This window comes from Roseateles sp. (assembly GCF_039595595.1).
Taxonomy (GTDB): domain Bacteria; phylum Pseudomonadota; class Gammaproteobacteria; order Burkholderiales; family Burkholderiaceae_C; genus Roseateles.
Map to the genome: position 1 here is coordinate 481,457 of NZ_JBCNLG010000002.1, position 18,706 is coordinate 500,162.

Here is an 18,706-nt window from a genome sequence, read left to right on the forward strand (position 1 = left end):
CCGCCGTCATTCCACGCGGTTGCGGCCCTTGGCCTTGGCGCGGTAGAGCGCCGCGTCGGCGCGCGCGAGCAGCGCGTCCAGGCTCGCGTCGCCCGGCTGCGTCCAGGCCACGCCCAGGCTCGCCGAGCACGGCGGAATGCCGGGCGCCGGCTCATGCGCCGCGAGCGCCTCGCGCACCCGCTCCGCCGAGGCGCGCGCCGCCTCCGGGCCGGTCGATGGAAGCAGGATCACGAACTCCTCGCCGCCATAGCGGCCGAGCCGGTCCGTCGCGCGCAGCTGCTCGCGCATCACCGCGACCGCCTCCGCCAGCACGCGATCGCCGGTCTGGTGACCATGGCGATCGTTGACCTGCTTGAAGTGGTCGATGTCCAGCAGCAGCAGCGACAGCGGCTGTTCGTAGCGGCGCCAGCGGTCGAACTCCTCGCCGCCGGCCTGCAGCACCGCGCGGCGTGTCAGCGCGCCGGTGAGCGCGTCGCGCGTGGCGAGCAGTTCGAACTCCTCGCGCACGCGCTCGCTGGCCATCAGCAGCACGCCCACGCTCAGCAGCAGCGCGCTGAAGCAGTAGCTCGCGATGTAGGCCGTCTGCACCGTGGTCATCGCGAAGCGCGACGACGCCGGGCCATCCACCCAGAACGCCGCCAGCCCGCGAGCGATCAGGACAGCCGCCTGCAGCAGCAGCGTGCCCGCGATGAGCCGGGCCGCAAAGCCGCGGCCATCGCGCAGGACCAGCCGCGCGTGCGCGAGCACGCAGGCCGTCATCGTGCCGGTGAACACCGCGACGCGGAGGCGGTAGTCCGGCCGGATCAGGAACCAGGTCAGCACGGCCAGGCTCAGCAGCGCGATGCCGCCCCACAGGCGCCACGTCACGCGCCGTCCGAAGAAGCGCTGCGAGCCGAAATAGAAGAGGCCGCAGCCCGCGAGCAGCAGCGCGTTGCCGCTCTGCGCGACGACGGGATCGGGCAGCAGTCCCTGCATCGCGTAGACACCGGCGGCGAGCGCGCAGGCCATCGGCGCCAATGACCAAGGGAGCAGGCCCCGGATGCTCGGCGGATAGTTGCGCCGCACGCCGAGCAGCACCGCGCCCAGGACCGCCGCCATCAGCGCGGTCATGACGGTGATCGAGCGGGGATCGAGCTGCATGAGGCCGGCAGTGTAGGCCGGCCTCGTGACGGAACCGCCGTTCACATCGCCTTGAACAGATGCACGTACGCGCGGCTCACCGGCAGTTCGTTCGCGTGGCCGCGCACGCGGACGAACAGCCGGCTCAGTTCATCGCGGCGCGTGCCAGCCACGTGATCGAGGTTCACGATGGTCGAGCGGTGCACCTGCCAGAAGCGCTCGCCGTCGAGCTGCGCGGCCAGCTCCTGGATCGGCGTGCGGATCAGGTACTCGGCGGTGGCCGTCTGCACGCAGGTGTACTTGTCATCGGCGCGGAAGAACAGCACCTCGTCCACGGGCACTTGATGCATCAAGTCGCCCTGCGTCGCGCGCACCCAGCGCAGCGGGCCCGCCGGCTTGAGCTCGCTGCCCGCCGTTCCGTGCAGCGCGCGCAGCGCGGACAGCAGCCGTGCGTCGATGCCGGCGGCGGTGTCCTCGTCCCGTCTGGCCAGCGCGCGCCGGACGCGCTCGACGGTGCGGCCCAGGCGCTCCGCCTCGACCGGCTTGAGCACGTAGTCGATCGCTTCCCGCTCGAAGGCCTGCACCGCGTACTGGTCATAAGCGGTGACGAAGACCACTCGCGTCGCGCCTTCAATGCCCTCCGCCACTTCCAGGCCGGTCAGGCCGGGCATCTGGATGTCGAGGAAGGCAAGGTCCGGCTGCAGCGCCGCGATCCGCTCGGCCGCCTCGATGCCGTTGCGGGCGACATGGACGATCTCGAGTTCCGGCCAGACCGTGGCCAGTTGCGCGGCCAGGGCGCGGGCCAGGTGGGGTTCGTCGTCGGCGATGAGGGCGGTGAGTGCGGTCATGGTCTCAAGGGGCTGCGAATGGGGAAGGCGGGAAATGCGGAGCGGGGATCAGGCGTCGAGCGGCACGCGCAGCGTCGCGCGGCAGCCGGGATCGGCGGGTTCGACGGTCAGGGTGGCGCGGTCGCCGTACTGCGCCATCAGCCGCTCGCGGATGTTGGACAGCGCGATGCCATTGCCGCCGCGGCGTGACACGCCCGGGCCGACGCCGTCATCGCGCACCTCGACGACCAGGAAGCCGTCGCGCAGCGCCGCGTCCACCCGAACCGTGCCGCCCTCGATCTTGGGTTCCAGGCCGTGGTGCACGGCGTTCTCGACCAGTGGCTGCAGCAGCATCGGCGGCAGCGGGACGGCGCGGGCCTCGGCCGAGGCCTGGATCTCGAAGCGCAGCCGGTCTTCCATGCGCGTCTGCAGCACCGTCAGATAGGCCGAGGCGAGCGCCAGTTCGTCCTCGAGCGGACCGGTCTCGCGCCGCAGCCCCCCCAGCGAGGCGCGCAGGTAGGCGGTGAAGGCGCCCAGCATCTCCTTGGCCTTGGGCGCGTCGTAGTCGATCAGCGAATGGACGTTGGCCAGCGTGTTGAACAGGAAGTGCGGCTCGATCTGGCCTTGCAGCAGGCGCAACTGGGCCTCGGTGGCGCGGCGCTCGGCCTTGAGCTGGCGGTTCCTGGAAGCGAACCAGTAGTGCAGCATCACGGTGACGCCCAGCGACAGCAGCGAGGTGATGCCGATGATCTTGCCGCCCTGCGACAGGTCCAGCCGCACCCACGCGGTCAGGCCCGCGAGCCACATCCCCGGCAGCCAGCCGATCACGGTGCCCAGCAGGGGCACGCCGGAGAAGAACAGCGTGCGGCGCCAGCCGTCCCAGCGGCGCAGGCGGGCGCGGCCGCCAAGCAGCGGGGTCAGGATCGCGAACAGGATCTGAATGACCACGCCGATGGTCAGGCACACGGTGAGGTTCTTGCCGTACCACCAGGCCCAGGTGCGCGGGGAGAGCCAGTCGACGGTCTGGAAGTTCATGACGAAGCCCAGCAGCGTGAAGCCGGCGGCGAGCGCGGCGCAGAAGGCCAGCGTCCAGACCCATTGCAGCCAGCCGGGTCCGCTGGGCTGGACCTCGTTGCTGAGCCAGGCATGCCAGGAGGCGCGCAGGCGCCGGGCATCGCGCCAGAGGGGACGGGACGGGGCGGGAGTCATGCGGCGCAGTGTAGGGAGCGGGCCGTCTCCGGCCGCACGGGGAAACGACGGATCGACAGCGCGGCCGATGGATCGACGGGCATCTCAACTCCCTTGCCGCCGCGCGGGCGCCAAGCCCTGACCTTTGGCAATGGCTTGGTCGCGTGGTGTCCAATAGCCCGCTTGTCGGCCGCTTGTCGGCGGTTCCCCCGCATCGCACCGGAGATCCTCATGAGCTACGTCCTGCTGATCAATGAACCCGTCGGCCAACGCGAGGCCCGCACGCCCGAGGAGGGCCGCGAGGCTTATGCCCGCATGACCGCCTATGCCGACCAGTTGAAGGCGCAAGGCCTGCTGCACACCGCCCAGTCGCTGCAGTCGGTCAACGGCTCGACCCGCGTCAGCAAGCGCGACGGCCGGCTGACCACGCTCGACGGCCCTTTCGCCGAAGCCAAGGAAATGGTCGGCGGCTTCTTCTGGCTGAAGGTCGACACCCGCGAGCAGGCGCTCGCCATCGCGCGCGAATGCCCGGCCGCCGAGTGGTGCACGGTCGAGGTCCGCTCGATGATCCCGTGCTACGCCGAGTCCAACGCCTGACCAGCTGAAGTTTTTTTCGCCCCCCGTGTCGCGGCCTGTCGAAACCGGCCGCGCCCGCGCGTCGTGCTGGTGTGGACGCTCCAGAACTGGAGCGCCGCGACCAGGAGGGCACGATGCGACCACCGATCAGCCAGCACGGGCTCTGCGACTTCATACCCATTGAGGACTTCCACCATGCGTCACCAGAAAATCTTCGTGAACCTGCCCGTCAAGGACGTCGAGCGCAGCAAGCGCTTCTACGCGGCCATGGGCTACGAGTTCAATCCGCAGTTCTCCAACGAGCAGGCGCTCTCGATGGTGATCTCCGAGGACATCTACGCGATGCTGCTGGCCGAGGAGTTCTTCCAGACCTTCACGCCGCGCAAGATCTCCGATGCGCACACCACGACCGAGGTGCTGACCTGCCTGTCCTGCGAGAGCCGGGCCGAGGTCGACGCGCTGATCGAGAAGGCCGTCGCTGCTGGCGGCACCGTGCCGCGCGCGCCGCAGGACATGGGCTTCATGTACTCGCAGGCCTACGCGGATCCGGACGGCCACATGTGGGAGCTGATGTACATGGACATCACCCAGTTCCCGGGCGCCTGAGCGCCGGCGCGACGCGCGGCCGCCCCAGGCCGTACGATCGCGCGCATGAACCAGGACACCCATCGCGCGATCACGACCGTCTGGCGGCAGGAGTCGGCCAAGATCATCGGCGCCCTGTCGCGGCTGACGCGCGACGTGCCGCTGGCCGAGGAACTGGCGCAGGACGCGCTGGTCGCGGCGCTGGAGACCTGGCCCTCGCAAGGCCTGCCGGACAAGCCGGCCGCCTGGCTGATGACGACGGCCAAGCACCGGGCGCTGGACCGGCTGCGGCACGTCAAGCTCAGCGGCGACAAGCTGGAGCAGCTCGGGCATGAGCTCGACGCGCGCGAGGCCATGATCGTGCCGGACTTCGTCGATCACCTCGACGACGATCGCGCCGCGCGCGAGATCGGCGACGACGTGCTGCGGCTGATGTTCTGCGCCTGCCATCCGGTGCTGAACCTGGAGGCCCGCGTGGCGCTGACGCTGAAGATGGTCGCCGGCCTGACGACGGCGGAGATCGCGCGGGCCTACCTGCAGTCGGAGCCGACGGTGGCGCAGCGGCTGGTCCGCGCCAAGCGCACGCTCGGTGATGCGCAGGTGCCCTTCGAGCTGCCGCGCGGCGAGGCGCTGACGGAGCGGCTCGCGGCGGTGCTGGAGGTGCTCTACCTGATCTTCAACGAGGGCTACGCGGCCACCAGCGGCGAGCGCTGGATCCGGCAGGACCTTTGCGACGAGGCCTTGCGCCTGGCGCGCATGCTGGTGAAGCTGGCCCCGCGCGAGAGCGAGGTGCAGGGACTGCTGGCGCTGATGGAGCTGCAGGCCTCGCGCGCGGCGGCGCGGGTCGACGCGCAGGGACAGGCCGTGCTGCTGCTGGAGCAGGACCGGACGCAGTGGGACGCGGCGTCTATCGAGCGCGGCCTCGTGGCGCTGGCGGCGGCGGATCGCCTGGCGATGGAAGCGGACGACGGGCAGGGCCTGGGGCCGTACGCGCTGCAGGCGGCGATCGCGGCCTGCCATGCGCGGGCGCGCCGCGCCGAGGACACCGAATGGACGCGCATCGCCGCGCTCTACGAAGCGCTGGCGATCCGGCAGCCGTCGCCGGTGGTGGAGCTGAACCGGGCGGTGGCACTGTCAATGGCCTTCGGTCCGGCGGTGGGATTGGAGATCGTCGATCGTTTGATGGACGAGCCGGCACTGAAGCAGTACCACTGGCTGCCCAGCGTGCGCGCGGATCTGCTGGCCAAGCTCGGCCGCAGTGCCGAAGCGAAAGAAGAATTCGAACGCGCCGCCGCGATGACGGCGAATGAGCGAGAGAAAGAGCTGCTGCTCAAGCGAGCAAGAGAGCAGGGGCACTGAGGCCCCTGCAAGTCAGAACAGCTCGACACCTGCCCTTTCTGCCGCCGCACGCAAGCCCTTGTCCGCGGTGGCGAGTGCCGCCTTCCTCTCCATGGCGAGCGCCAAGTAGAGCGCATCGAAACCTTGGACGTTGTGTTCAAGGGCCAGTTCGACGTGCTCAGGCAGCGGCATGATGTCGTCGTCCATGCCCACCGCGTACAGAGGAATCAACTCCGCATAGGCCTGGATGAGCGACTCGGACCAGTCCTGTGCGCGTCCCCTCTTTAGCAGGGTGTAGGCACATTCGGCGTTGAAGACGTACGGCGCGATCAGCTCCGCTTCCTCAAGGGCTACCGCATCGGCCAATCGGTCTGCATAGCGATGAAGACTTTCCTTGTCTGTTTCCAGCACAAGCCATCCGAGCGCCACATTGGAATCAACCACCACTGATTTCACCGCGGAACTCCCGGATCCAAGCCACGACGTCCGCCCCGCCAGGGGGCGTCTCCAGAGCCTCCGGATGCTTCGCATAGATCTCGAGGAGGCGCTCCGGCAGGTCATATCGCAGGGTGTCCTCGCCTGCCCCCTCGCGACGCGGCTTGAGGCGCCTTTCTTCCCGAAGTCGGATCAATCGGTTGATGGCCTCAAGCTGACGTCGGGCAGTGACGGAATAGGGGCCAGAAATCACATCGAATGCATTCAGCATTCGATTGCCCGCGGTGAACGCGGGCGGCGGTCGCGTGTCATGGGAGTTGATCTCGGCATCGACAAACACAGTCATGAAGCCTCCTTACAGGCGGGTGCAACGGAAGCAATCATTCTTGGCATGGTTCGAGCGGGTCGGCTTTCACCCACGGCGCTTTTTCGGCGGAATGGACACGCAAGTTCTTGCGTTTCTTTTCGCGTCTTCGCCGCACCGCCGGTCACCACGGCCATCGCGGCCGTCAAGCCGCCTCAGTCCGGCGAATCGCCCTCGCCTTCGCTCTCGTCGGTGAGCCAGGCCTGCGCCATCGCGCCACCCTTGCGCTCCCGCTTGAACGCGTACATCGCCGCATCGCTGCGCGCCATCAGCGTCTCCAGCGTGTCGCCCTCCTCTCGCTGCGCCGCCCCGATGCTGATGCTCACGCTCAGACCGTCCGACACCGCGTTCCAGTCGTGCCGCCGCACCGCTTCGTCCAGGCGCAGGCAGGCCTGCTGCGCGATCTCTTCGGTCGCGCCGCGCAGCAGCAGCACGAACTCGTCGCCCGCCAGCCGCGCCGCGACATCGTGCTCCCGCACGTGCTGCCGCATCAGCCGCGCGATCTGGCTCAGCACCTGATCGCCGACCAGGTGCGAGTGCCGGTCGTTGACCTGCTTGAAGTGATCGACGTCGATCAGCGCCAGGCTCACCACGCCGCCATGCGCCAGCTGCGCCCGCGCATGCGCTTCGAAGCTGCGCCGGTTCGCCAGACCCGTCAGCGGATCCTCCATCGACAGCTTCTCCAGCCGCTGCGCCTCGTCCGCGAGCTGCGCCCGGTCGCGCTCGCTGCGGCGCGCCTCGAGCTGCCATTGCACCGTCGCCTCGCGGCTCGCGAGGCTGGCGATCCGCACGCGCGCCTCACGCTCGCGCAGCGCCCGCATCCGCTGCAGCGCGCGCTGCGGCTGCCCTTGCTGTTCCTCGATCTGGCTCGCGATCAACTCGCCCAGCTGCGCGAGCGGCTCGTGCTGGACCGCGTCTGCCTGCGCCACCAGTTGCGCCGCCGCGCGCCGCGCCTGCGGCCACAGCCGACGCGCCCACGCGAGTTCCGCCTGCACCCAGCCCGCCAGCGCCGCCAGCCAGTGGCGATCCTGCTCCGGCAGCTGCGCCAGCGCCTGCTGCAGCTCCGGCTGCGCCAGCGCGGACGCGCCCTTCCAGATCTGCGCCATCGTCTGCATCAGCGTCCACCAGCACTGCGCCTCCGCATCGCCTTCCGCCAGCAGATACCGCGCATTGATCAGATGGCCCTCCAGCGGCCCCAGCGGCGGCAACTGGCCGCGCTGCTCGCGCTCGCCCGCCAAGGCCAGCAAGGTGCCCATCGCGAGCCACAGGCAGGCGGTCAGCGGGCTCAGCCGCGGCTTGCAGGCATTGGCCGCGTCAGCCGCTTGACGCAGCACCTCGGCCGCCTTGTCGAAATTGCGCGCCCACACATGGCAGGCGCCCAGGTCCTGCAGCGCCACCACCAGCGCGGCACCATCGCCCCGCTGCTGCGCCAGACGCAGCCCGAGCAGCGCCGCTTCGATGGCTTCCTCGTGATGCCCGGCCAGCGACGCGCTGTGCGCCAGCACCGACAGCGCGCCCGCCTCGCCGCCCGCATCGCCCTGCTGGCGGAACAGCCGCGCCGCCTGCTCGCTGCGGCCTCTGGCGTCGCCCGGCCGGTGCAGCGCACGCTCGCAGCGCGCCAGCAGCAGCAGCGCCCGCGCCTGCTGCGCCTCGTCGCCCTGCTCGAGCGCCATCAGCAGCCACTCCTCCCCCGCCGGTTGCGCGGCGGCGGCATCCCCGGCGTTCAGCGCGGCGAGGGCTTGATGAGCGACGGCGAAGGGGTCCAAGGGGGATTCGGAGCGCAAGGCGGTTCAGGAGGACGGGGCCGAGGATGCAGAGGATAGCGGCAAGAGCCGAGGGGCCAGCAGCTCCGCCAGCCATTGCATGAAGGCTTGCACCCGGCGCGGCAACTGGCGCCGGTGGGCGTACAGCAGATGCACCGGCATCGGCGCCGCGCGAAAGCCCGGCAGCACCTCCACCAGGCGGCCGTCGAGCACCTCCGCCTCCAGGCCGTGGCGCGGCACCTGGATGATTCCCAGCCCCGCCAGGCACGCCGCCGTGTACGAGCCCGAATCGCTGACCGTCAGCGCGCCAGGCATCGGCACGAAGTGCGTCGCGCCGCCCTCATCGCGCCATTCAAAACCCGGGCAGCGCTGACCCAGCGTCGCCACGTACTGCACCAGCCGGTGATGCGCGAGGTCCTCCAGCGACGCCGGCGTCCCGAAGGCCGCCACGTAGCCAGAGCTCGCGAGATTGACCATCTCCATCGCGCCCAGCGGCCGCGCCACGAGGCTGGAATCGCTCAGCGGTCCCACCCGCAGCACGCAGTCGAAGCCTTCGCGGACCAGGTCCACGCGCCGGTCCGTGCTGCTGAGTTCAACCTCCAGACCCGGATGCGCGGCCAGGAACTCGGGCAGCCGCGGCATGACGAGGTCATGCGCCACCCGCATCGGCATGTCGGCCCGCAGCCGCCCCCGCAGCCCGCTCGCCGCCGGCTGGAACATGGTCTGCATGTCGTCCAGGTCGGCCAGCAGGTCCTTGCAGCGCTCGTAGCAGGCTTGGCCGTCCTGCGTCAGTTGCACCCGCCGCGTCGTGCGGTGGAACAGCCGCGTCCCCAGGCTGGCCTCCAGCCGCTGCACCGCCGTGGAGGCGCTCGCCTTCGGCAGCCCCAGGCTCTGCGCCGCCTGCGTGAAGCTGGCCAGCTCCGCGACGCGGACGAAAACCTGCAGCGTCTCGATCGACGGCGGAGGGCCCGCCAACGGAGAGCTCGAATCGCTCATTTGTTCATCCCGAATGAACGGTCAAATCACTTTGTGGCGATTTATACGCCAAGTCTCGATCAATAAAGTTCCAGCATCCGATCCAACCCGCTCACAGGAGCTCTCCATGACGACGACCACGACCTCCCCCGCTTCCAGCACCTCGCCACGCAAGATCGCGCTGATCACCGGTGGCAGCCGCGGCCTGGGCCGCAACGCCGCGCTGCACCTGGCCCGACGAGGCATCGACAGCATCCTCACCTTCCACAGCCGCCAGGACGAAGCGCAAGCGGTGATCGACGAGATCGAGCGCCTGGGCGGCCGCGCGGCGGCGCTGCGGCTCGATGTCGGCGACAGCGCGACCTTCCCGGCCTTCGCCCAGGCGCTGAAGACGACGCTGCAGCAGCACTGGCAGCGCGAGCGCATCGACCACCTGGTCAACAACGCCGGCGTCGGCGTGCATGCCCCGCTGGCGGACACCAGCGAAGCGCAGTTCGACGAACTGATGCGCGTGCACTTGAAGGGTCCGTTCTTCCTGACGCAGACGCTGCTGCCGCTGATCAACGATGGCGGCAGCGTGCTGAACGTGTCCAGCGGCTTGGCCCGCTTTGCCCTGCCCGGCTACGGCGCCTACGCGACGATGAAGGGCGGGATTGAAGTGCTCAGCCGCTACATGGCCAAGGAATTCGGCGCCCGCGGCATCCGCGTGAACACGCTGGCCCCTGGCGCGATCGAGACCGACTTCGGCGGCGGCGCGGTGCGCGACAACGAGGCGGTGAATCAGATGGTCGCCTCGGTAACCGCGCTCGGCCGCGCCGGTCTGCCCGACGACATCGGCCCGGTCGTCGCCTCGTTGCTGTCGCAGGACTGCCACTGGATCAACGCGCAGCGCGTGGAGGCCTCGGGCGGGATGTTCGTCTGATCGTCCTCACCCCGCGCGCGCATAGGAGGCCCGCGGCTCCTGTGCGCGCTGCACGACGTCCCCCAGGCAGTCGGGGTAGCGGCGCTGCAGATGCTTCAAACCCGCCTGCCGGCTGGCCTTGTAGTCCAGGCTCTCCTGCAGGAATTGCAGACGGGCGCGGTTCTCGTCAATGATCTGGGCCCAGGTCACCACGCGGACCGCGTGATTGAACGCCAGTGGAAGCGCGAGCTGGTTGCGACGTTCGGTCACGTCGAGCACGCCCTCCTCGATTTCCCGGGCGATCAGCCAGAACGACCACCTCACATCCACGCAGCGGAAGCGCTCATCACGCGCCACCCGTGAGGCGTAGTCGCAGATCTGGCTGACCTCCTTGTGGGTGATCTGAACGCGCGGCGCCTTCAGCTCCACGACGAGATGCTCCAGCGTCGATGGCTGGTGGCGCCGCGTCGCACGCGAAAACATGAGGTCGATGAAGGCGCGCTTTTGCGCGGCCCCTTCGACAGGCTCATCGATCAGGATGTCCTCACCCAGCATCTCGCGATGCTTGCGCAGCACCTCCGTGAGGGAGAGGTTGTCCACCGACAGCGCGAAGCGCTCACCAAAGAGCCAAGGGTTCCTGGCGACGATGCGATGCAGCTCGCCACGTTCCTTCACGTGCGGCTGCAGGTCCTTCTCGAAGACGATGGCCTCCAGGCCATCGAGCAGCAGCAGGCGTTCCGTGACCACGTGGGCTTCCCGGATGACCGATGAAAGCGAGACGTCCTTGAGCACCTCCGCCATCCGTTGACGGTCCTGCGGGGGCAGGTCCAACACTTCGGTCAGCAAGGCCTGGAGTTCCTCGGGGCCGCATTCGACGGCCTGCCTCAGCAGCCGGAACTGGAAAGCGACCGCCTCCGGCGCGAGCGTGCGGAACACGGGATGAAAGCGCGAAAGATGCCAGGCCGCCTGATCGAACAGCTGGCGCTCCAGCACCTCGACCGCCGTCAGCGGATCGCGGTCGAACGGATAGAGGCCCTGGTTCTTCCACGCCTGAACCGGCGGGAGATCCGGCTCGCGGGTCGAGTCATTCGTCATCGGCGCACCTCGGTTGCATGAAGCCCAGCGGGCGATGCATGCACTCTAGGCAGGCGCCTTCCGGGACGCACCTGTGCGTTCGCGGTCGACGCCCTGCCGATTCCGACTGGTCGAAGTGGTCGGCTACCCGATCGAAGTGGTCCGCGGGCTCAATGCCCCCCGCCGAGATAGGCCGCCTTCACCGCCGGATCGGTGCGCAGCTTCTCCGCCGGACCGTGCAGCGAGATGCGCCCGTTCTCCAGCACGTAGCCGTAGTCGGCCACCGCCAGCGCGGCCGCGGCGAACTGCTCCACCAGCAGCATCGTCACGCCCTGCCCCTTGAGCCGCTCGATGATGCGGAACACCTCGTCCACCAGGATGGGCGCCAGCCCCATCGAGGGCTCGTCCAGCAGCACCACCTCCGGATTGAGCATGGTCGCGCGCGCCATCGCCAGCATCTGCTGCTCGCCGCCCGAGAGCGTGCCCGCCAGCTGCTGGCGCCGCTCCTTCAGGCGCGGGAAGAGCTCCATCGCCTTCTCCAGGTCGGCCTCCACGTCGCCCTTGGGCCGCGCGCCGGTGTAACGCGGGAACGCGCCCAGCCGCAGGTTGTCGGTGACGCTCATCGTCGCGAAGACGCGCCGCCCCTCCGGCGAATGCGCCAGCCCCAGCCGCGCGATGTGATACGACTCCAGGCCGTCGATGCGCTTGCCATTCAGCGTGATCTCGCCGGCGCTGGGCGCGATCATCCCGGACACCGCGCGCATCGTCGTCGTCTTGCCGGCCCCGTTGGAGCCGATCAGCGTCACCACTCGGCCCTTGGGCACCTCCACGGTGATGCCGTGCAACACCTCGACCTTGCCGTAGCCGGCATGCAGTTGATCGATCTTCAGCATGTCGTGTTCCGCTCCGCGCTCAGGCCGCCTGGCCGCCCAGGTAGGCCTCGATCACCTTGGGATCGGCCTGCACCTGCGCGGGCCTGCCCTCGGCGATCTTCTGGCCGAAGTCCAGCACCGACACCGTGTCGCAGATGCCCATCACCACATCCATGTGGTGCTCGATCAGGATGACCGTGATGCCGTGGTCCCGGATCTTGCCGATGATGCGCATCAGCTCCTTGATGTCGGGCGCGGTCAGGCCGGCGGCCGGCTCGTCGAGCAGCAGCAGCTTCGGGTCCAGCGCCAGCGCCCGCGCGATCTCCAGCAGCCGCTGCTTGCCGTAGGGCAGGTTGCGCGCCTCCTCGAAGGCCAGGTCCGCCAGGCCGACGAATTCCAGCAGGCTGAGCGCGCGCGCGCGCGCCTGGGCGTCCTCGGTCCGGTAGCGCGGCGAGTGCAGCGCCACCTGCAGCAGGTTGGCGCCGAAGCTGTGATGCAGCGCCACCATCACGTTGTGCAGGGCACTCATCTCGCCGAACAGCTGCACGTTCTGGAAGGTCCGCGCGATGCCCGACAGCGCGATGTCGGACGAGGTCCGCCCCACCAGCGAGCGCTCGCCGAATTTGAGCTCGCCCGCCGTCGGCACGTAGATGCCGGTGAGCACATTCATCATCGTGCTCTTGCCCGAGCCGTTGGGCCCGATCAGGCCGTGGATCGTGCCGCGCCGCACCTGCAGGTCGACGTTGTTCAGCGCCTTCAGGCCGCCGAACTGCATCAGCACGCCGCGCGCATCGATCAGCACCTGGTCCGCGCCGCTGGCCGCGGCGATCGCGTCGGCCGGCCGCTCGGCCACCGGGCCGCCCTCGCCCACGGGCCTGGCCTTCACGTGCAGGGCGCCGCGCACGAAGCCGACGATGCCGTCCTGCAGGTAGTACACGACGAAGAGCGTGATCAGGCCGAAGATCGACAGCCGCCAGTCGGTCATCGTCTCCAGCACGAAGGACAGCCCCGCCAGCGCGATGCTGCCGACCACCGGCACGGCCGCCTGCGCCGCGCCGGCCTTGCCGCGGCGCAGCGCCACGACGGTCACCGCCAGCACCAGCATCGCGAAGACGACCGACACGTAGCGGAACAGCTGCAGGTCGTCGAGCAGCTTGGGCAGCAGCACGATGATCGCGGCGCCCAGCAGCGCGCCGGTGCGGGTCTTGCGGCCGCCCATGATGATGGCCAGCAGGAAGAGCACCGTCAGCTCGAAGTTGTAGGTGTTGGGCGAGATGTACTGCTCGGAGTAGGCGTACAGCGCGCCCGCCAGACCGGCCAGGCCGGCGCTGATCACGAAGGCGTAGACCTTGTAGCGGTAGACCGAGACGCCCATGCAGTCCGACGCCACCGGGCTGCCGCGCAGCGCCTCGAACGCGCGCCCGAGGTGCGAGCGCAGCACGCGGTGCACGAACACCAGCGACGCGAGCAGCAGCACCGCCACCAGCCAGTAGAACTCCGTCTCGTCGAGCTGGTGCCCGAGCAGCTTGGGCTTGGTGAGCGTGATGCCCATGGGCCCGTTGGTCAGGAAGTCCATCTCGTTGATCAGGATCTGGATGATGGTGCCGAAGGCCAGGGTCACCATCGCCAGGTAGGGGCCCGTCACGCGCAGCGCCGGCAGCGCCAGCAGCGCGCCGAAGGCCGCCGTGATGCCCACCGCCAGCGGCAGCGTCAGCAGCACCCAGAGCCCGAACTTGGTGATCAGCACGCCGGCCGTGTAGGCGCCGATGCCGAACAGGCCCGCATGGCCCAGCGAGACCTGGCCGGTGTAGCCCACCACGATGTCCAGGCCGAAGAGCACGATCGCGTAGATCATGATGGTCTCGACCAGGTGGATGTAGTACGGGTTGCCGGACACCAGCGGGAAGGCGAACAGCGCGGCGATCGCCACCGCGCCGGCGGCGAGCTTCTTCGGATCGATCTTGGCTTTGGCGGTCATGGGCTCAGACCTTCTTGATCGCGGTCTTGCCGAACAGGCCGGCCGGCTTGAGCGCCAGCACGATCAGCAGCAGCACCAGGCCCGGCACGTCCTTGTAGCCGGTGGAGAGATAGAAGCCGGTGGTGGTCTCGGCGATGCCAAGGATGATCCCGCCGACGATGATGCCCATCCCCGAGGTCAGCCCGCCGATGATGGCCACGGCGAAGGCCTTGAGGCCCAGCACCGCGCCCATCGTGGCGCCCGTGAGCGTGAGCGGCGCGATCAGCACGCCGGCGAAGGCCGCGGTCAGCGAGGACAGCGCGTACGAGAAGGTAATCACCAGGCCCGTGTTGATGCCCATCAGCTTGGCGGCGTCGCGGTCGTTGAAGGTGGCGACCACGGCGCGGCCATAGATCGAGCGCCGGTTGAACAGCTCGACGGCCAGCATCATCAGCAGCGCGCCGACCACGACCAGGATCTCCATCGGCAGCACGTTGGCGCCGAGGAACTTGATCGGCGCCTCGGGCAGCGGCGAGGGGAATTTCAGGTCGTCGCGGCCCCAGACGTTCTCGGCCACGTTCTTGAAGATGATGCCCAGCGCGATGGTGGACATGATCCAGCCGAACTCCGACTTGATCTTGATGGCCGGCCGCACGCCGATGCGCTCGACGAAGGCGCCCTGCAGCGCGCCGAACAGGCACACCAGCGGGATCATGAGCCAGTAGTTGACGCCATGTCCGACGAGCGTCAGGCCCACGAGCGCGCCGAGCATCAGCGCGTCGCCCTGGCCGAAGTTGAGGGTGTCGGAAGTCGAGAAAGTCAGCTGGTAGCCGAAGGCGATGACCGCGTAGATCATGCCGAGCGCGATGCCGCTGAACACCAGTTGGGTCAGGATCTGCATACGGAATCCGGAACTGCTGGAGATGAAGAAACGGCCGCGCGGGGCGGCCGTTGCGCGGGGGTCACTTCTTCTGGCTCAGGGCGCCCTTGGCGTTGACGTCCTTGACCTTGACCTCGGAGGCGGCCTTGAAGTCGGCCTCATAGGCGTAGACGACGCGCTGGCCCTTCACTTCGCCGAGCACCGGGATGTTGGCGGTGATGGCCTCGTGGTCGGTCTTGGTGAAGGGCTTGTTGTAGGTCGTCACGACGCCTTCGACGGGGGCCTTCAGGTCCTCGAGCGCGGCCTTGATCTTGGGGCCGTCGGTGCTGCCGGCCTGCTTGATGGCGGCGGCCAGCAGGTAGATCGAGTCGTAGCCCTGCGCGGCCGACACCGGCGAGTCGATGCGGCTGTTCTTCGGGTTGAACGTGCGCAGGTAGTTGACGATGAACGACTGGCGCTTGGGCGTGGTCGGCTCCTGGATGAAGGTCTGCGGCATGCGCGCGCCTTCGCCGCCGGGGCCGGCGTTGTCGATGTAGTTGGCCATCGAGAGCGTCCAGCTACCGATCATCGGCACCTTCCATCCGAGCTTGGTCATGCCGTTGGCGATCTGGGCGAGCTCGGGGCCGATGCCGTAGGTGAGCACGGCCTCGGCGCCGGCCTCCTTGGCCTTGAGCAGCTGGGCCGTCATGTCGACGTCCTTGATGTTGAACTTCTCGACCGCGACGGGCTTGATGCCCTTGAGTTCGAGCGCCTTCTCCAGGTCCTGGCGGCCGAGCTGGCCGTAGTTGGTGGAGTCGGCGAGGATGGCCACCTTCTTGAAGCCGCGCCGGGTGATGGCTTCCTCGACGATCATCGGCGCCTGGATGGAGTCGTGGGCGGCGTTGCGGAAGACGTAGTTGTCGGGCTGGTCCTTGAACTGCTGGGTGATGACGGAGCCGGTGGCCACGTTGTTCATGACCGGGATCTTGGCGTCCTGGTAGAAGCGCTGGGCGGCCAGGGCGACGCCGGTGTTGATGAAGCCGACGGTGGCGACGACCTTCTCGCGGTTGATCAGCTCCTGGGCGATCTGGACGCCGCGCTCGTTCTTGGCTTCGTCGTCGCGCTCGATGAGCTGGATCTGGCGGCCGAGGATGCCGCCGTTCTTGTTGATTTCCTGGGCTGCCAACCGCACGCCGTCGCGCATGCTGACGCCCATGGACGACGATCCGCCGGTGTAGGGTCCGGAGACGCCGATCTTGATGGGGTCGGCCGCGAGGGCGGCGAAGCTGGCGGCGGCCAGTACGGAAGCGGTCATCCAACGCGCGCTGAACTTCATGTGTGTCTCCGAATGGTCTTGTCCTGGAAGGGGGGCGGAACGCCAACCCGAGAGCGTCGGTCACAACGAACAGCAGACAGCACGACGCCCGGCGTCAGCCTTCTCGCCGCATGGTGCATCAAGCGTATCGATTTGCACGCATGCGACTACGTACTCGCAAACCCCGATCCGGGCGTTCAGCGTCGTGTCAGCAAGGTGGACGTGTCGTCCTCGAAGCGGCAGATGAACGCCTGCGCATCGGGATCGGCCGGTTCGCGGCCGGTCCGGATGTAGTCGACCAGGCGCTGACTGAGCTCGGCGATTGCGCAGGTGCGGGCGCTCATGCCGCCGGGCAGGCGGCTCGCGCGGACGATCGACTTCGCATAGGCGCCAATGAAGACCCGCTCGATGGTCCGCGTGCTGCCCAGTTCGTAGAACGCGACCATGCCGCGGAGGTATTCCGCCTTGTCGACATCGACGTAGGACAGCGGAAGCATCCCCGACTCGAGCAACGGCAGGTTGGCGGCGATCCGCGCGGTGCGCTTGTTGCCATTGGCGAAGGACTGGACATACGCCACGCGGGTCAACAGGTAGAAGGCCGCCTGTATCGGGTGCGGAGTCCGGGCGATCGCGAGCACATGCTCCAGCAGACGGGTCGCGTGCCCCGTCCCGGGGCGGAACGGCGGCAGGTAGGCCGACTGATGGAGGCGGATGTCCTGGAACTCCCGCGGCCTGCCGCGCTGCTCGACCGGGAGGAAGTGGTCGGAGTCGCACATGTCCGCCAGACCGTGGTCGTCCGTCAGCAGCGCATGCATCTGGCAGAGATTGGCGAGCGACAGGTCCCGGTGCGACCAGAGGTGTTCCGCTGCGCGCTGATGGTTCAGCGCGAGGACTGCTTCGTCCATCGGCTTGGCCTGGTTGCGCTCGCCGCACCTGAGCAGCGCCGCAGTGTCGAGCGCCGAGTAGCTGCTTCCCTCGAGCAGCGACGATGCCCAGGTGAAGTCGACGAGGAACTCGGCGAGGAACTGCCGGTCGAGCGGCCGGCCCAGTTCCTGGATGCCGGCGCAACGGCCGGCCTGCAGCCATGACAGGCCGGGCTCAGGGTCGAGGAGTTCGTCGCGGAACGGCGCGGGCGGGCGCGCGTGCGCGGGCCGGGAGAAGTGGAGGTCTTCGTCCGGAAAGCGGGGGATCGCCGGGCTGCGGCGGGCAAGGACAGCGTCGTCGTGCATGGGGCATCTCGCGAGTCGTGAGATGCCGGATTCTTGGAATCCGTGATCGAGGGGAAATGACCTCTATCTGCCTGCCGCTTGCATCAATCCGCATTCACGCGCTGGCGTTGCCGCAGGATCCATGCGGCGATCGTCGCGACCGCCAGCACCGTCATCGCATACCCCGTCAGCGCCAGCCAGCCGCTGTGATCCCAGAACCATCCCCCCATCGCGCCGAGCGTGCTCGACCCGATGTAGTACGCGAGCAGGTACAGCGAGGCCGCATGCCCCTTGTTCCTGCCGCCGAGCGCCCCGACCCAGGCGCTGCTCACCGAGTGCGCCACGAAGAAGCCGATCGTCAGCAGCACGATGCCCAGGATCACCGCCGGCAGCCAGGCCGGCAGCGTGAGCAGCACACCCGCCGCCGCCAGCCCGATGCCCGACAGCAGCGCGGGCGCTCGCCCGAAGCGGTCCGACAAGCCGCCCGCCGCCGCCGAGGCGGCGATGCCGAACAGGTAGGCGCAGAAGATCAGTCCGATCGCGCTCTGGCTGAGCGAGAACGGCGGCCTCATCAGCCGGAAGCCGGCGTAGTTGTAGACCGCGACGAACATGCCCATCATCAGGAAGCCCATCGCAAACAGCAGCGGCAGCATCGGGTGCGTGAGATGCCCCCGCCAGGCCGCCACATGCTCCGGCAGCTTCACGCCGCTGCGGCGCACGAAGTGCTTCGACGGCGGCAGCAGGAACCAGAACCCCACCGCCGCCAGCAGCCCCAGCACGCTGACGGCGAACAGCGCCGGCCGCCAGCCGAAGGCATCGCTCAGCAGGCTCACGCCGACCCGGCCCATCATCCCGCCGAAGGCCGTGCCGCCGACGTACTGCCCCATCGCACGGCCCAGGCCCTTCGGATGAATCTCCTCGGCCAGATAGGCCATCGCCACCGCCGGCACGCCGCCAAGCACCAGGCCCTCGACCGCGCGTGCGATCAGCATCGCGTGCCAGCTCGGCACCACCGACGCGATCAGGTTCAGCGCCGCCGCCATCGCCATCGACGCGAACATCAGCCGCCGTCGATCCATGCTCTCCGACAGCGCGCCCGCGCACAGGATCGCGAAGGCCAGCGCGCCCGTCGCCAGCGACAGCGACAAGGCGCTGGCCGCCGCGCCGACCTTGAACTCCGCCGCGAACAGCGGCAGCAGCGGCTGCACGCTGTAGAGCAGCGAGAAGGTCGTGAAGCCCGCCAGGAACAGCGCGAACGCGATCCGGCGATAGGCGGCGCTGCCGGGCTCGGCGTAGTCGGGATGGGCGCTGGCGCCGGTGGGCGGCGCGCCGCCCGGGGTACTGCTCATC

Annotated in this window: 18 protein-coding genes; 4 read left to right on the top strand and 14 right to left on the bottom strand. The window is 68.8% G+C overall.

Annotated features, from left to right (window positions below):
- Positions 1-6: 6 nt before the first annotated feature.
- Genes ABDW61_RS04885 through ABDW61_RS04895 form a run of 3 tightly spaced genes read right to left on the bottom strand, consistent with a single transcriptional unit; the run spans position 7 to position 3,155 of the window.
- Positions 7-1,140 carry a GGDEF domain-containing protein gene (locus ABDW61_RS04885; RefSeq protein ID WP_343636743.1) on the bottom strand — a complete coding sequence of 378 codons (1,134 nt, stop codon included), beginning with the start codon at positions 1,138-1,140 and terminating at the stop codon, positions 7-9.
- Positions 1,141-1,181: 41 nt separating this feature from the next.
- Positions 1,182-1,967 (bottom strand): LytTR family DNA-binding domain-containing protein, encoded by a 786-nt coding sequence (locus tag ABDW61_RS04890; protein WP_343636745.1) that lies wholly within the window; start codon positions 1,965-1,967, stop codon positions 1,182-1,184.
- Between the two features lie 48 nt (positions 1,968-2,015).
- Positions 2,016-3,155 carry a histidine kinase gene (locus ABDW61_RS04895; RefSeq protein WP_343636747.1) on the bottom strand — a complete coding sequence of 380 codons (1,140 nt, stop codon included), beginning with the start codon at positions 3,153-3,155 and terminating at the stop codon, positions 2,016-2,018.
- A gap of 210 nt (positions 3,156-3,365) precedes the next feature.
- Here ABDW61_RS04895 and ABDW61_RS04900 point away from each other — a divergent pair, with 210 nt between their 5' ends.
- The 3 genes from ABDW61_RS04900 to ABDW61_RS04910 all read left to right on the top strand — a co-directional run bounded on the left by ABDW61_RS04900 (position 3,366) and on the right by ABDW61_RS04910 (position 5,654).
- Positions 3,366-3,731 (top strand): YciI family protein, encoded by a 366-nt coding sequence (locus ABDW61_RS04900; protein WP_343636749.1) that lies wholly within the window; start codon positions 3,366-3,368, stop codon positions 3,729-3,731.
- Positions 3,732-3,905: 174 nt separating this feature from the next.
- Positions 3,906-4,316 (top strand): VOC family protein, encoded by a 411-nt coding sequence (locus ABDW61_RS04905; RefSeq protein ID WP_343636751.1) that lies wholly within the window; start codon positions 3,906-3,908, stop codon positions 4,314-4,316.
- Between the two features lie 45 nt (positions 4,317-4,361).
- A complete protein-coding gene (locus ABDW61_RS04910) occupies positions 4,362-5,654 on the top strand; it encodes an RNA polymerase sigma factor (RefSeq protein WP_343636753.1) in 1,293 nt (430 codons plus the stop codon).
- A 12-nt stretch (positions 5,655-5,666) separates the two neighbouring features.
- Here ABDW61_RS04910 and ABDW61_RS04915 read toward each other — a convergent pair whose 3' ends face one another.
- The 4 genes from ABDW61_RS04915 to ABDW61_RS04930 all read right to left on the bottom strand — a co-directional run bounded on the left by ABDW61_RS04915 (position 5,667) and on the right by ABDW61_RS04930 (position 9,191).
- Positions 5,667-6,089: a type II toxin-antitoxin system VapC family toxin gene (locus ABDW61_RS04915; RefSeq protein WP_343636755.1), complete on the bottom strand. Its 423-nt coding sequence runs from the start codon at positions 6,087-6,089 to the stop codon at positions 5,667-5,669.
- Positions 6,070-6,414, bottom strand: a complete 345-nt coding sequence (locus ABDW61_RS04920) for a hypothetical protein (protein WP_343636757.1) — start codon at positions 6,412-6,414, stop codon at positions 6,070-6,072. Before ABDW61_RS04920 ends, ABDW61_RS04915 begins: the two co-directional genes overlap by 20 nt.
- 173 nt (positions 6,415-6,587) lie before the next feature.
- Positions 6,588-8,198 carry a GGDEF domain-containing protein gene (locus tag ABDW61_RS04925; RefSeq protein ID WP_343636759.1) on the bottom strand — a complete coding sequence of 537 codons (1,611 nt, stop codon included), beginning with the start codon at positions 8,196-8,198 and terminating at the stop codon, positions 6,588-6,590.
- 24 nt (positions 8,199-8,222) lie between these two features.
- Positions 8,223-9,191: a LysR family transcriptional regulator gene (locus ABDW61_RS04930; RefSeq protein WP_343636761.1), complete on the bottom strand. Its 969-nt coding sequence runs from the start codon at positions 9,189-9,191 to the stop codon at positions 8,223-8,225.
- Between the two features lie 106 nt (positions 9,192-9,297).
- Between ABDW61_RS04930 and ABDW61_RS04935 the strand changes: the two genes are divergently transcribed.
- A complete protein-coding gene (locus tag ABDW61_RS04935; RefSeq protein WP_343636763.1) occupies positions 9,298-10,092 on the top strand; it encodes an SDR family oxidoreductase in 795 nt (264 codons plus the stop codon).
- Positions 10,093-10,098: 6 nt separating this feature from the next.
- Here the strand turns inward: ABDW61_RS04935 and ABDW61_RS04940 are convergent, their stop codons facing one another.
- The 7 genes from ABDW61_RS04940 to ABDW61_RS04970 all read right to left on the bottom strand — a co-directional run bounded on the left by ABDW61_RS04940 (position 10,099) and on the right by ABDW61_RS04970 (position 18,705).
- Positions 10,099-11,166 (bottom strand): histidine kinase, encoded by a 1,068-nt coding sequence (locus ABDW61_RS04940; RefSeq protein WP_343636765.1) that lies wholly within the window; start codon positions 11,164-11,166, stop codon positions 10,099-10,101.
- A gap of 149 nt (positions 11,167-11,315) precedes the next feature.
- Complete coding sequence (locus ABDW61_RS04945) at positions 11,316-12,038, bottom strand: ABC transporter ATP-binding protein (protein ID WP_343636767.1); 723 nt, start codon at positions 12,036-12,038, stop codon at positions 11,316-11,318.
- Positions 12,039-12,057: 19 nt separating this feature from the next.
- Complete coding sequence (locus ABDW61_RS04950) at positions 12,058-13,995, bottom strand: branched-chain amino acid ABC transporter ATP-binding protein/permease (RefSeq protein WP_343636769.1); 1,938 nt, start codon at positions 13,993-13,995, stop codon at positions 12,058-12,060.
- A 4-nt stretch (positions 13,996-13,999) separates the two neighbouring features.
- On the bottom strand, positions 14,000-14,875 hold the full coding sequence (locus tag ABDW61_RS04955; RefSeq protein WP_343604333.1) for a branched-chain amino acid ABC transporter permease: 876 nt from the start codon (positions 14,873-14,875) through the stop codon (positions 14,000-14,002).
- Positions 14,876-14,936: 61 nt separating this feature from the next.
- On the bottom strand, positions 14,937-16,148 hold the full coding sequence (locus ABDW61_RS04960) for an ABC transporter substrate-binding protein (RefSeq protein WP_343636771.1): 1,212 nt from the start codon (positions 16,146-16,148) through the stop codon (positions 14,937-14,939).
- Positions 16,149-16,345: 197 nt separating this feature from the next.
- Positions 16,346-17,377, bottom strand: a complete 1,032-nt coding sequence (locus ABDW61_RS04965; RefSeq protein WP_343636772.1) for a Fic family protein — start codon at positions 17,375-17,377, stop codon at positions 16,346-16,348.
- Between the two features lie 83 nt (positions 17,378-17,460).
- Positions 17,461-18,705: an MFS transporter gene (locus tag ABDW61_RS04970; RefSeq protein WP_343636774.1), complete on the bottom strand. Its 1,245-nt coding sequence runs from the start codon at positions 18,703-18,705 to the stop codon at positions 17,461-17,463.
- Position 18,706 lies beyond the last annotated feature (1 nt).

Bases quoted from the DNA above. Each gene is read 5' to 3' on its own strand.
- ABDW61_RS04890 (WP_343636745.1), bottom strand. From the start codon at position 1,967: ATGACCGCACTCACCGCCCTCATCGCCGACGACGAACCCCACCTGGCC.
- ABDW61_RS04905 (WP_343636751.1), top strand. From the start codon at position 3,906: ATGCGTCACCAGAAAATCTTCGTGAACCTGCCCGTCAAGGACGTCGAG.
- ABDW61_RS04900 (WP_343636749.1), top strand. From the start codon at position 3,366: ATGAGCTACGTCCTGCTGATCAATGAACCCGTCGGCCAACGCGAGGCC.
- ABDW61_RS04970 (WP_343636774.1), bottom strand. From the start codon at position 18,705: ATGAGCAGTACCCCGGGCGGCGCGCCGCCCACCGGCGCCAGCGCCCAT.
- ABDW61_RS04960 (WP_343636771.1), bottom strand. From the start codon at position 16,148: ATGACCGCTTCCGTACTGGCCGCCGCCAGCTTCGCCGCCCTCGCGGCC.
- ABDW61_RS04885 (WP_343636743.1), bottom strand. From the start codon at position 1,140: ATGCAGCTCGATCCCCGCTCGATCACCGTCATGACCGCGCTGATGGCG.
- ABDW61_RS04910 (WP_343636753.1), top strand. From the start codon at position 4,362: ATGAACCAGGACACCCATCGCGCGATCACGACCGTCTGGCGGCAGGAG.
- ABDW61_RS04935 (WP_343636763.1), top strand. From the start codon at position 9,298: ATGACGACGACCACGACCTCCCCCGCTTCCAGCACCTCGCCACGCAAG.
- ABDW61_RS04895 (WP_343636747.1), bottom strand. From the start codon at position 3,155: ATGACTCCCGCCCCGTCCCGTCCCCTCTGGCGCGATGCCCGGCGCCTG.
- ABDW61_RS04940 (WP_343636765.1), bottom strand. From the start codon at position 11,166: ATGACGAATGACTCGACCCGCGAGCCGGATCTCCCGCCGGTTCAGGCG.
- ABDW61_RS04945 (WP_343636767.1), bottom strand. From the start codon at position 12,038: ATGCTGAAGATCGATCAACTGCATGCCGGCTACGGCAAGGTCGAGGTG.
- ABDW61_RS04930 (WP_343636761.1), bottom strand. From the start codon at position 9,191: ATGAGCGATTCGAGCTCTCCGTTGGCGGGCCCTCCGCCGTCGATCGAG.
- ABDW61_RS04955 (WP_343604333.1), bottom strand. From the start codon at position 14,875: ATGCAGATCCTGACCCAACTGGTGTTCAGCGGCATCGCGCTCGGCATG.
- ABDW61_RS04965 (WP_343636772.1), bottom strand. From the start codon at position 17,377: ATGCACGACGACGCTGTCCTTGCCCGCCGCAGCCCGGCGATCCCCCGC.
- ABDW61_RS04950 (WP_343636769.1), bottom strand. From the start codon at position 13,995: ATGACCGCCAAAGCCAAGATCGATCCGAAGAAGCTCGCCGCCGGCGCG.
- ABDW61_RS04920 (WP_343636757.1), bottom strand. From the start codon at position 6,414: ATGACTGTGTTTGTCGATGCCGAGATCAACTCCCATGACACGCGACCG.